Annotated in this window: 12 protein-coding genes and 1 tRNA gene; 3 read left to right on the top strand and 10 right to left on the bottom strand. The window is 34.6% G+C overall.

What is annotated here, in order from left to right; translation table 11 throughout:
* Positions 1 to 99: 99 nt before the first annotated feature.
* A complete protein-coding gene (locus PQ463_RS14135) occupies positions 100 to 2271 on the top strand; it encodes a pectate lyase-like domain-containing protein (protein ID WP_274254247.1) in 2172 nt (723 codons plus the stop codon).
* Between the two features lie 318 nt (positions 2272 to 2589).
* Here the strand turns inward: PQ463_RS14135 and PQ463_RS14130 are convergent, their stop codons facing one another.
* The 3 genes from PQ463_RS14130 to PQ463_RS14120 form a co-directional block, all read right to left on the bottom strand.
* Positions 2590 to 2841, bottom strand: coding sequence for a GIY-YIG nuclease family protein (locus tag PQ463_RS14130; protein ID WP_111424514.1), 252 nt, complete (start codon positions 2839 to 2841; stop codon positions 2590 to 2592).
* Between the two features lie 114 nt (positions 2842 to 2955).
* A complete protein-coding gene (locus PQ463_RS14125) occupies positions 2956 to 3207 on the bottom strand; it encodes a GIY-YIG nuclease family protein (RefSeq protein ID WP_111424514.1) in 252 nt (83 codons plus the stop codon).
* Positions 3208 to 3254: 47 nt separating this feature from the next.
* Positions 3255 to 3329 (bottom strand) — tRNA-Pro (locus PQ463_RS14120).
* A 177-nt stretch (positions 3330 to 3506) separates the two neighbouring features.
* Between PQ463_RS14120 and trxB the strand changes: the two genes are divergently transcribed.
* Positions 3507 to 4454: a thioredoxin-disulfide reductase gene (trxB, locus tag PQ463_RS14115; RefSeq protein ID WP_111380055.1), complete on the top strand. Its 948-nt coding sequence runs from the start codon at positions 3507 to 3509 to the stop codon at positions 4452 to 4454.
* A 109-nt stretch (positions 4455 to 4563) separates the two neighbouring features.
* On the opposite strand, the gene PQ463_RS14110 is transcribed toward trxB, so the two are convergent.
* The 5 genes from PQ463_RS14110 to PQ463_RS14090 all read right to left on the bottom strand — a co-directional run bounded on the left by PQ463_RS14110 (position 4564) and on the right by PQ463_RS14090 (position 8959).
* Positions 4564 to 5424 carry a GIN domain-containing protein gene (locus tag PQ463_RS14110; protein WP_274254246.1) on the bottom strand — a complete coding sequence of 287 codons (861 nt, stop codon included), beginning with the start codon at positions 5422 to 5424 and terminating at the stop codon, positions 4564 to 4566.
* Between the two features lie 83 nt (positions 5425 to 5507).
* On the bottom strand, positions 5508 to 6242 hold the full coding sequence (locus PQ463_RS14105) for a head GIN domain-containing protein (protein ID WP_274254244.1): 735 nt from the start codon (positions 6240 to 6242) through the stop codon (positions 5508 to 5510).
* Between the two features lie 3 nt (positions 6243 to 6245).
* On the bottom strand, positions 6246 to 7988 hold the full coding sequence (locus PQ463_RS14100; protein ID WP_274254243.1) for a PspC domain-containing protein: 1743 nt from the start codon (positions 7986 to 7988) through the stop codon (positions 6246 to 6248).
* Between the two features lie 3 nt (positions 7989 to 7991).
* On the bottom strand, positions 7992 to 8324 hold the full coding sequence (locus tag PQ463_RS14095) for a PadR family transcriptional regulator (RefSeq protein ID WP_008464689.1): 333 nt from the start codon (positions 8322 to 8324) through the stop codon (positions 7992 to 7994).
* A 155-nt stretch (positions 8325 to 8479) separates the two neighbouring features.
* Positions 8480 to 8959, bottom strand: coding sequence for a DUF4870 domain-containing protein (locus PQ463_RS14090; protein ID WP_274254242.1), 480 nt, complete (start codon positions 8957 to 8959; stop codon positions 8480 to 8482).
* A gap of 230 nt (positions 8960 to 9189) precedes the next feature.
* Here PQ463_RS14090 and PQ463_RS14085 point away from each other — a divergent pair, with 230 nt between their 5' ends.
* Positions 9190 to 9642: a DUF4442 domain-containing protein gene (locus PQ463_RS14085; protein WP_111285737.1), complete on the top strand. Its 453-nt coding sequence runs from the start codon at positions 9190 to 9192 to the stop codon at positions 9640 to 9642.
* A 181-nt stretch (positions 9643 to 9823) separates the two neighbouring features.
* Here the strand turns inward: PQ463_RS14085 and PQ463_RS14080 are convergent, their stop codons facing one another.
* Entirely contained in the window at positions 9824 to 9982 is a 159-nt protein-coding gene (locus PQ463_RS14080) for a hypothetical protein (RefSeq protein WP_162615514.1), read from the bottom strand.
* 136 nt (positions 9983 to 10118) lie between these two features.
* Positions 10119 to 12362, bottom strand: coding sequence for a multicopper oxidase family protein (locus PQ463_RS14075; protein ID WP_274254241.1), 2244 nt, complete (start codon positions 12360 to 12362; stop codon positions 10119 to 10121).
* Between the last annotated feature and the right edge of the window lie 46 nt (positions 12363 to 12408).

Genomic DNA, 12408 nt, shown 5'->3' with positions numbered 1-12408 from the left:
GAGCCTGAAAACGGACGTTAAGGTTGGATATTATTGCTATTTTGGGCTTTTTAAAAACACAATTATTACAATCTATCAAACCACAAAATGAACATTATTATGAGTAAAAAAGTAATTTCATTATTTACGTCATTTACATTTCTGCTGTTTTTATGCAGTTTTGCTTCGTCATCTTCGAATAATGAAAAAATAGAAGGAAATAAAAAAATTGAACGCAAAATTGTTTACAACAAAAAGAAACATAGTTTCACATTATCATGGTCTGCTTTTGGCTCTTCGGGGAATTATATTATTACTAGAGGCGGCAGTCGTTTAGCATCTGATTTTGTATCGGTAGGATCAACTTCTAAATTGACATTTGATGACAATAAGCCTTATATGAATAAATACGAGAACTATTATAAAATAACCCGAAATGATGTTACCGTTATAATCTCGCTCGAAAATGAGATTTTTGGAGATAATATGTATTTCTATGATAGAAAATATGAAAAAGCTGAAACGGCTAGAAATGATATCAATTCGCAATTTGGTAGTATTGGTTTAGGAGGGGCAAATGGCGAGTGGACAACAAAACGCCAAGCTTATTATTTTAAACCAAATGTAAATGGACAAACTTACGATGTTCGTGGATCAGGCTCTGCTTCATCTGAAAAGGCAAATGCAATAGAATTAGGTTTTTATTCTCATATTGGAGGATTGGGTAAAGTGCCGTCAGATGTTAAACTTGGGGCAATATTTACAAGACCTCATCTTTCAGGCGGAGCAAATGCAACTTGTACATTCTGGCGTTCTGTAGAAAATGTAGAAGTAATGCGTGATTTCTCTTGGACTGTTTCTCAATCAACCAGTGCGCGAAGATTACTGATTGAAAGTACTTCAAAATATATTTCGGATATTGGAGATACAAACTTTTGGGGCAGTGGCGGTTTTATTGCAGATGCTCATTATACAACTTCGAGACCAAATTGGGGTGGACAGCAGCAATGGTACACAAGAAATACTGTTTTTCCTTCGGGTTCTGGAGCTATGGGAGGTTCTTATAATATGGTTTGGCAGGGATGTGTAAATCCTCCGCAAGCAAATGATTCTAATTCGCCAGTTCCGACGACGCCAATTATTAGAGAAAAACCTTTTCTTTTTATTGATAATGATGGAGAATATAAAGTTTTTGTTCCTGCATGGCAAAAGGATAGAGTAGGAGTTTCTTGGTCCGCAACTGATATGGGGAAAGGTGGAACTCAGGATTTGGATACAAAATGGTATGTTGCTAAAGAAGGAGATACCGATGTTGAGATTAATGCTGCATTGAAAGCTGGTAAGAATATATTTTTTACTCCTGGACATTATGCATTGAATGCTCCAATTCAGGTAAATAGAAAAGATGCCATACTTTTGGGAGCTGGTATTGCTTCTGTAACGCTTGAGCCAACAGAAAAAAATACTTGGGGATGTATTTATGCTGATGATAAAGATGGAATTATCATTGCTGGACTTTTGATGGATTCATTAAATAGTACGACATATCAGGTTAGAATTGGTAATGAAGGGGCAAATGCAGATCATAGTGCAGATCCTATTCTGCTTAGCGATATTACTTGTCGAGTAGGCGGAGTCCAGTCAAAAAACATTCAGATTCAGGCTTCTATGCAAATAAATAGTAATAATGTGGTAGGCGATCATTTCTGGTTGTGGCGTGCCGATCATGGTTCGCAGAAAGGCGGTGACGCACGCTGGAAAAGAGATAGATGTAAAAACGGACTTATAGTTACTGGTAATGATGTTACACTTTACGCATTATTTGTTGAGCATTTTCAGGAATATGAAGTATTGTGGCTAGGAGAACGTGGTAGAACATTTTTCTTTCAGAACGAACCTCCATACGATGCGCCAAATCAAGCAAGCTGGAGCAGTCAAGGTGGAAAAGTTGATGGCTATGCAGCATTTAAAGTAGCAAATACTGTAAAAGAACATCATACAATAGGAATGGGATCTTATGCCGTTTTTACTGGCACTGATGGAAATGCGAATAAGAAGAATGGTTTTGAAGTGCCTAATAGCCCAAATGTGAAATTGGAAAAAATGTGTATTACTCGTTTTGCAGGCCCAGGAAATATTCAAAATGTTATAAATGGTACAGGTGGAAGTACAGCGACTGGTGCAAAACGTGTACCATCTTATAATAACGGAGAAGGCACACAGCCTTTTGATGAAGATTTTATTTTGCCTAATAAGGAGTCCTATCCTTCTTATATAAGTATGGAAAAATAATAAGAACGATTTTTTTCGCCACGAATTCACGAATTATTTTTTCAAATCTTCGCGATTATTTATTCGAATTAATTCGAATAATATTAGATAAAGTATTTAAAAAGAAAATTCGTGAATTCGTGGCGAATACTATTTGTTTCGTTTCTAGTATGTATAAGGAATAGCTAACAAAGGCGCAAAGTTTTTTATTTGAGTCTAAAGCAAAAAAAAGTCTTTTTAAATAAATGAAAAGACTTTTGTCGGGGTGGCAGTCCCGAAAGCTTTCGGGAGAACCTGCGGCCTTCCCGCTTTAAGGCGGGACGCGATAACCGTTCTACGCTACAGTTGATATTCAAAATTTATGTCTTGAAGATATCTTTTTGCACCACGTTTTTTTATTTTGTTTTCCAAAGTCACTGCTTCAGACCTTGAGTCTAATTGAATTGTATAAATGATTTTCCATGGAGCACCATTTTTTGTAGATAATGATTGTCCGTTATTGTGCCTTCTAAGTCTGTCTTCGATATCATTTGTTTGACCGATGTAGAATTTTTCCTTGGTAGTGCTGTAAAGAATATAAACGAAAAACATAAAAATAGATTTTAAACAAAAAAGCCGAACATTTCTGTTCGGCTTTTGTCGGGGTGGCAGGATTCGAACCTGCGGCCATCCCGCTTTAAGGCGGGACGCGATAACCGTTCTACGCTACAGTTGATATTCAAAATTTATGTCTTGAAGATATCTTTTTGCGCCACGTTTTTTTATTTTGTTTTCCAAAGTCACTGCTTCAGACCTTGAGTCTAATTGAATTGTATAAATGATTTTCCATGGAGCACCATTTTTTGTAGATAATGATTGTCCGTTATTGTGTCTTCTAAGTCTGTCTTCGATATCATTTGTTTGACCGATGTAGAACTTTTCCTTGGTAGTGCTGTAAAGAATATAAACGAAAAACATAAAATAGATTTTAAACAAAAAAGCCGAACATTTCTGTTCGGCTTTTGTCGGGGTGGCAGGATTCGAACCTGCGGCCTCCTGCTCCCAAAGCAGGCGCGATAACCGGGCTACGCTACACCCCGAAGATGTAATTTTTATTGTAGTGCCCGAAAGCGGATGCAAAGATATAAATAAATTTGATTTGTAAAAGGAAAAAATGAAAATAAATAAAACTTATTTTGATATAGCTATTTCAGATTTATTTTCGGCGATATTTTTTATAATAAAGTTTACATTTGCAACTCAAAAAAACTATTACTATGTCAAATACAATCGAAAAAATTAAATGCCTTATTATAGGTTCTGGCCCCGCAGGTTATACTGCAGCTATTTATGCGGCTAGAGCTAACATGAATCCAGTTCTATATCAAGGAATGCAGCCTGGTGGTCAATTGACTACGACTAATGAGGTTGAAAACTTTCCTGGTTATGTAGATGGAGTTACAGGACCAGAAATGATGATTCAGTTACAGGAACAAGCAAAACGTTTTGGTGCAGATATTCGTGATGGATGGGCTACAAAAGTTGATTTTTCTGGAGATATTCATAAAGTTTGGATTAACGATACTATCGAATTGCACTGTGAAACTGTAATTATTTCTACAGGTGCTTCGGCTAAATATTTAGGATTACCATCAGAACAACACTATTTAAATATGGGTGGTGGAGTTTCTGCATGTGCTGTTTGTGACGGATTCTTCTACAGAAACCAAGATGTTGTTATTGTTGGAGCAGGAGATTCTGCGTGTGAAGAAGCGCATTACTTATCTAAACTTTGTAAAAAAGTAACCATGTTAGTTAGAAGCGATAAATTTAGAGCTTCTAAAATTATGGAAGAGCGTGTTCGTAAAACTGAAAACATCGAGATTTTAATGCATCACGATACTGTCGAAGTTTTAGGAGACAACAATGTAGTTCATGCCGTTAAAGCTTTGAACAAAACAACTGGCGAAACAATCGAAATTCCTGCAACTGGTTTCTTCGTGGCAATTGGACACAAACCAAACACAGATATTTTTAAAGATTATATTACTCTTGACGAGACAGGATATATTATAAATACTCCTGGTACATCTAAAACAAATGTTGACGGTGTATTCGTAGCAGGTGATGCTGCAGATCATGTATACCGTCAGGCAATTACTGCTGCTGGAACTGGATGTATGGCTGCATTGGATGCTGAAAGATATTTAGCTTCTAAAGAGTAATTTTTAGTTTACAGTCTCAGTCACAGTTTACAGACTATAAAATAAAAGTCCCAATCTTTATGATTGGGACTTTTTCATTATATCTTAAACCCTAAAAAGTTTTCAAAGTCTACAATGTCGTTGTTTTTGCTTTTGTTGCGCCTGGCTTTTTTATCAGTTTTGCCTCTTCGCTAAAGCGTGTAAGTTCTATTTTTGGATCACCATATAATGAAATTTCAGACTTGTCTCCAGCTGCAATTGCGATAGTCGTATCTGCTAATATTGTAGCAACGGCAGAACCTTCAGCTGTTACATTTGCATCTTTCAAAGTAAATTTTGTTCCAGTAAAAACAGAATTATTGTCTAAACGAATAGTGGCTTTTTCGGCAATTCCTTCAATTGCTGCGGTTGCTTTTTGATACAAATCGCATTTGAATTTTATAGCAGAAACCAATGTTTTAACGCCAGCATATTTACTCAATTGCAAACTTCCGTCCTCTGCTTTTAAGTTTAATTCTGTTCTTGATTTATCATCGGCAATTAAAGTGAATTTTTTTGAATTTACATTCAAATACAATTTAGAATAATCAAGACAATTCATTGTAATGTCATCCAATTGTAGCTCTTGAATAGCATACACTATCGCTTCATTTTTGGTGATTACTTTATTCAATGATTTAGTATAAGTAACCTTAACAGAAAGTTTCTTGAAAATAGTAGATTCTTTATTAGTATATAATCGAAGTGTTTTTTCTCTTAAATCCATTCCTACAATATCGTGCAGGTTATCATCGGCTTCAATTTTAATTTCGTTTTTCTCTCCTTGTTCTAGATAAACTTCAAGATTATCATCGACTTCAAGGGCATCAAAACTTCCAACTTCTTTTATTGAGGTCGTTACAATTTTAGAACCTTTAATTTTTTCTCTTTTTTGAGCGAAAGTCAGAGTCGTAACAAATAATAATAAGAGTAGGGCGGTACTTTTTTTCATTAATTCTAGATTTGATTTTGACAAATATAAAAAAATCATCCACTTTTGATGAATGATTTCGTTTATATTTAACAGTTGCTTTTTTAGCTTTTGCTTACGCTTCCTCCAGAACTTGAAGATTTTTCAACCGTTTTTGGATTCCCGCTGTAATTAATATTTCCTCCGCTAGAAGCATCTGCTTTTAAGCTTAAGACCGGTTGTACAGAAACTGTTCCTCCGCTAGAGGCATCAGCATGAATGTCGTTTGCTATTAATTTTTCAGCATCAATACTTCCTCCGCTTGAAACCGAAGTCGTTAGGCTTAAAGCTTTACCTTCAATATCTATAGAACTTCCGCTTCCAGCATCTATTGCAATTCTGTCAGATTCGATTTTAACATCCATCGATGCTGCGCTCGAAGCTTCCAAAGTAACATCTTCACCTTGAACAAGTCCATCAGTTTCAACAGTTGAAGCACTAGAAGCTTCAATTTTATGTACAACAGGCATTTTTACTGTTACCTTTTTTGATGTAATGTTGCGGAAAGAGCTGTATTTACATTCAATAATAAGAGTTCCGTTTTCTACTTTAGTAACAATTTCTTTTTGAAGATTGTCATCAGCCTCGACTGTAATTTCTGTAGCATCAGACTGTACAACAACTACATCTATGGCGTTGCTTACAGAGATGTTTTTAAACTCTCCTTGAACAGTTCTTTTTTCTGTTGTAACATTTCCGCTTCCTTCAATTGCATTCATGTTAAAATTACATGAAGCAAATAATAAGGCTGTAACAGTCGCAATTATAAATTTCGTAATATGAATGATTATTTTTATCATGGTTTAGTTAGTTTTGATTACAACTCCGTTTTTATCAATAGTTAATTTTCCTTTTTTTCCGTTTAAAACTTCTTTACCGTTAATTTTAACCGAAACTTCTTTTATAGTGTCAGTATCATCAATGGCATTATTAATTTCTTCGTTTATATTCTCGTGGTCAATTTCATCGTTGTCATTGTCTTCATCAGCTGGACAGTTTAAACATTTTACTTTAGATCCTACAACTTTGTAATTGTAATCTCCGTTGTAATTCAATTCGAAGAAATTGTCATCAGAGTTATAGTAATCTCTTACAGAAGAATCTGGTTTAACTAATTGCCCTTCTGGTAAGTAAAGATAAATGTCAACTTCTTGTCCTCTGAATTTGTTTTTTACATCTGTCAGAAAATAGTTATCCAAAAGTAATTGATTTCCGCTAATTTGAAACTTATAATTAATTTTTTCTGCTCTTTTTTTAGCGTTTGTAAAAGAGTTTCCTCTTGCACTTTTTTCGATCTGAATGAACGGAGCCGATTCGTCTGTGTGTAATACGTGTAAGCGCACGTCATTAGAATAAATCAATTCGTTGTTTGCAGAATCTTGTACAAATTCGAATTCTCTATAGTGGTTCAAGCTTTTTGTATAATAGTCATTGTACTTGAACTTGATGTATAAAGTATCGACAGGTTTGATTGCCAGAACTTTTTTCTCTACTACTTTATTATCGTATGAAATTTCAGTTGCCTGTTTGATTCCAATACTAGTAAGAATTGCAATAGAAATAATCCAAAGAGCTAAAAGCGTATATTTTGTAATGTTTCCGATTGATTTTAAGTTTGGAGATAACAGTTTAAATCCTAAAAGAGTTAAGAAGAAAAACGGAATTCCAACAGCAAAGAACATTAATAATCCGAATGACCAAAGCGGATATTCTGTAAAGTTTCCAGCTTCAATAAAATTCTGCCAAGGGAAATCGATAAAAATATTAGTCCCTAGAGTAAATACGCCAATCAATAACATGATTAAGGTTGAAATCCCTGATATGATTAGGATTACGCCTAAAAATTTAGCAAAGATTTTAAAAACCGTCATGACAAAGTCTCCAAATGAACTACTTATTCTCCCAGCTCCCGACTTTACCTGGTTTCCCATTTTGTCATAATCTGCATTTTTGAATTTCTCAGAAAGTGAATCAATTTCTTCGCGAACTTTTTTTTCGATGTTTGAAATTGTTACTGGCTCTCCTGTCATTTCCAATTTTTCCGAAGTTGTAACCGCTTCAGGAGTTACAATCCAAAGAACGAAGTAAGCTAAAATTCCAGTTCCAAAACCTGCAAAAACAAAGATTAAGAATGTGATTTTAATCCAAACGGCATCAATTCCAAAATAATGGCCTAAACCTGTAGCCACACCTCCAATCATACCATTTTCTTTGTCACGGTATAATTTTTTGTGTTTTCTTGCAGTATAGTTATTGAAAGATTGATTTGCGTTTTCTTCGTCCTCAATTCTATAATCTTCTGGTTGACCCATTACCGCAATCACCTCGTCAACATCTTTCAGTCCAACAACATGTTTTTCGCTTTTTTGTTTTTCTGTCAACAATTCAGAAACACGCATTTCGATATCTTTAATGATTTCATCCTGACCAGATGAGTTGTTAAGTGATCGTTTTATAGCGTCAAAGTAGCGTGTCAATTTTAAGTATGCATCTTCATCGATGTGAAAAAACATCCCGCCTAAGTTAATATTTACTGTTTTGTTCATGACTTATTGATTTTGATTGGTGATTAGATTTACGGCGTCGGATAACTCTGTCCAAGTACCGCTAAGTTCGTTTAAAAATGTTTGTCCTATTTCGGTTAATCCATAATATTTTCGTGGTGGCCCAGAGGTCGATTCTTCCCAGCGATAATTAAGTAAACCATCGTTTTTTAATCTAGTTAACAACGGGTAAACGGTTCCTTCTACAACTAGTAATTTTGCGTTTTTTAAAGTGTCTAATATTTCAGATGTATATGCGTCTTTTTCTTTTAATACAGATAGGATGCAAAACTCAAGAACACCTTTGCGCATCTGTGCTTTTGTGTTTTCAATGTTCATAATTTCATTTTGTTTTTTTTTGATTGAACAATTCGTTTTTTGATTGATGATGATTTGATTGCTTCGCCTGTTCGAGCAGAGCTCTCGAGTGATGATTGATTTCGAAACTTATATGATTTGATTGATGTTTCGACTATAACTTTTAATGTTTTAAATTACTTTATAAAAGGAATCGTAATTGGATATTTGTATAATTCTCCGTTTGAAGCTTTTATAGAAGCATAGATTACTAAAAAGAATTCAACAAATTTTAATAATCCGAAAAGTATAACAGCTGTTATGCCTACACTTAAAATTCCGATGTTTGCCTGAATGTTAAAGTTTCTGATTACAAAATCGTCGTCATTAAAAACAGCTTCTAATGGAAGATTCTGCAAGAAAACAGTAACGAAAATCGGGATCGCAATAAGAGCTAAAATCAACGAATAAAGCAGAATGCTTAATTGAAAGTTTAAAGCCTGTTTTCCGTGATGATTTGCAAATTCAGACTTGTCTTTATAGTTAGTCCAAATGATTAGCGGAAAAATATAGTTCCCAAACGGAATTATATATTGGCTTAAAGTACTCAAATGAGTAAATGTTGCTGTATTCTTTTCTGATGTTTTTTCCATGATGAGTGGTGTTGTTGTTTCCATGATTAAAAGTATATAGTAATTTCTTATGCAAATATATGTCTAAAAGACAGTATCTTGTTTTGCATAGTACTAATTATTAACATAAATTTAACAAATATCCAAGTAAGAAATTCTGTTTAAATTGCTGAAAATCATTCGGAAGTTCCGTGTTTGTTGGGGTTGCTTTGATAGTTTAATAATTTATTGTGCGTGCATAGTTTTTTTGTATTTTTACATAAAAAATATATTCTATGGCACTTTCGGTATCAAAACTTAATAAATTCGTCTTATTCAAATTGCCTTCGGCATACTTTTGCGGAGTACGTGTAAAAGATATAAACGATAGCAGTTGTACAGTCACAGTAAAACATAGATGGATCAATCAGAATCCGTTTAACTCGATGTATTTTGCAGTTCAGGCAATGGCTGCTGAGTTGACAACTGGAGCTTTGGTGATTTCTCAAATTCAGCAAAGCGGTAAAAAGATTTCTATGCTAGTAGCGAACAACAAAGGCAACTTTACTAAAAAAGCTACGGGACGTATTACATTTGTCTGCAAAGACGGACATTTAATTGCTGATGCCATCAAAAAAACAATAGAAACTGGAGAAGGACAGACGTTTTGGATGAAATCTATTGGAACAAACGAAGAAGGGGTTCAAGTTTCAGAAATGGATTTTGAGTGGAGTATTCGAGTGAAATAGTTTTGAATCTTTTTGCCACGAATTTCCCAAATTTTCACTAATTTTTAAGTTGGAAAACTAAATGAGTTATTTAATTTACACAAATTAATTCGCGTTAATTCGCGGAATTAGTGGCAAAGAAATAAATATAAAAAAGGCCTCAAATATTTTTGAGGCCTTTATCTTGAAATTAGCATTTCAATTATTTTTTAACACAGCAAGATTTTGTGTCTTTTTTGTCTGTTGTTTTTTTACAGCACGATTCTTTTTTGGTTTTGTCTTTTGTTGTTGGTTTTGTGTCCTGAGCCATTACGCCAATAGAAAAGAAAGCAACTGTTACTACGGTGATTACTTTTGTCATTTTGTTTAAATGTTTTTTGTGTTAGAGATTATAATTGGTGAATCAAATATAATTCGAATTCTTATAGCTTATTCTTACAAATTGTTAATGTTTTTGTAAAATCTGTTAATGAGTTGTAAAGTCTCCACTATTGTATTTAATAGTTAAGATTAACCCCAAACCCAATTCCCATATCGCTATCATAATGTGTTGTGATTCCGAAGTTACGGCCAACGATATATTTCAATCCGGCCATGTATTCTTTATCAGTATTCCACATTAAATTCATTCGGAGTCTTTGAGATAGCGGAATATCTTTTCGTTCAAATTGTACCCTTACATTTCCGTCAGTATAAACCTCAACTTGTGCTTTTATGAGCATTGGTAAAGTATATTCGACACCGGCACTAAAAACCGAACGATTGTCTTTTGTGTTTTTTTGACCAAAAAGATTCTGTTCCTGTTCGTCCATTCCCATTTTTCGGTATCGCCAGTCAAAACCAATAAAAGGCATTAGCAACTGATTTTTTCCAAAATAACGGCCAATATGAGTTTCGGTTTCATAACCATGTTTATCGTTATAACCCAATCTCCATTCGGTTCCAATGCTCCAACGCGTATTGCTAAACATAGCTTCACCATCATTTCCATTTGTGGCAAAATCATTTTCTGCCATAAAATGAAACATTCTGTCGTCCATTTTCAACATTTTGAAAGCCATTTCCGGATGATGAATCAACGGATTTGGAGCAGAGTTTTCATAAGTAAAAATCCTTCCCATCCCGGCCATCATGTGGTATAAAATATGACAGTGAAAAAACCAGTCGCCATCTGCGTTGGCTTGGAATTCGATCGTATCGGTTTCCATTGGCATAATATCAATCACATTTTTTAGTGGAGAATAATCTCCATGTTCGTTCAGAATTCTAAAATCATGTCCGTGCAAATGCATTGGGTGACGCATCATCGAACCATTATATAAAACGATACGAACGTTTTCTCCTTTTTTAATTAAGATTTTATCGGTTTCAGAAACCACTTTATTATCCAAACTCCAGACATAACGATTCATGTTTCCAGATAAAGTGAAACGCAATTCTTTTACAGGTGCATCTTTTGGAAGATTAGTTTTAAAAGGAGATTTCAGCATTCCGTAATTCAAAGTCACAATTTCTGAAGTTTCAGTGCTGTCACTTTCCATTTTCATGTTTTCCATATTATGATTCGAATGATCCATTTTAGGTTTTGCATTCTCATCTTCACCCGAAATTTCTGGATACATTACGGCATTCATGTCCATTTTATTCAAAGACATATTCATGCCCATGTCGTTCATGTCGCCGTTCATTTTCATCATATCGTTCATCATTTTCATCCCTTCAAAATATTTTAATTTCGAAAGATGATGAACAGGCTGTTTCTCTCCACTTCCTAAAAACAAAGACGCAGATCCCGTTCTGTCTTCGGCTGTAGCCAAAAAAGCAAAAGATTTATTATTTTCTGGAACGGTAACGACAACGTCATAAGTTTCAGAAACGGCAATAATCAAACGATCAACTTCTACAGGATCAACATCATTTCCGTCGCTGGCCACCACCGTAATTTTTCCTCCGCCATAAGTCAGCCAGAAATAACTCGAAGCGCCTCCGTTTGCAATTCGTAAGCGGACTTTTGAGCCTGGTTTAAGGTCTGAAAACTGCTGTTCGTTTTTTCCATTGATGAGAAATTTTTCATAATAAACATCGCTGACATCCATCGCGTTCATTCGTTTCCATTCGTTGGTCACTTTGGTTGAAAAATGTCCTTGTTTTACAGCTTCGGCATAACTTTGAGTTGTTCCTTTTTTGATAGCAAACCAGTCATTGGCATTGTGCAGCATTCGCTGAATATTCTCTGGTTTTAAATCTGACCATTCACTCAGAATAACTGGAATCGTCGGCAAATCGTCAATTCCTTTTCTGATAGTAGAATCGTCTTTTTTCTTATTGATGATAAAAAGTCCGTATAAACCAATTTGTTCTTGCAAGCCAGAATGACTATGATACCAATACGTTCCATTCTGAATAATTGGAAATGTATATTTGTGAGTTGTTCCAGGTTCAATTGGCATTTGCGTAAGATATGGAACTCCGTCTTCTTTATTAGGAAGAAATAATCCGTGCCAGTGCATTGAAGTGCTTTCCTTTTTTAATTCGTTATGCACATAAATTTCTGCAATATCGCCTTCGGTAAAAGTCAGCGTCGGCATCGGAATTTGTCCATTAACTGAAATTGCACGTTTTTCTTTACCCGAAAAATTGACAATAGTATCACGAACACGCAAATCGTAACGCACTACTTTTTGAGCCTTTAGTTGAAAAGCAATTAAAGAAAGGATAAGGATATATTTAATCTTAATCATAAATTATAATTTTAAATCGTTGGTCTATATTGAACACAATTTATTT

It is taken from the genome of Flavobacterium sp. KACC 22763 (assembly GCF_028736155.1).
In the GTDB taxonomy this organism is placed as follows: domain Bacteria; phylum Bacteroidota; class Bacteroidia; order Flavobacteriales; family Flavobacteriaceae; genus Flavobacterium.
Note: the sequence above shows the minus strand (reverse complement) of the source record. Positions and strands in the feature narration are given on the sequence as shown.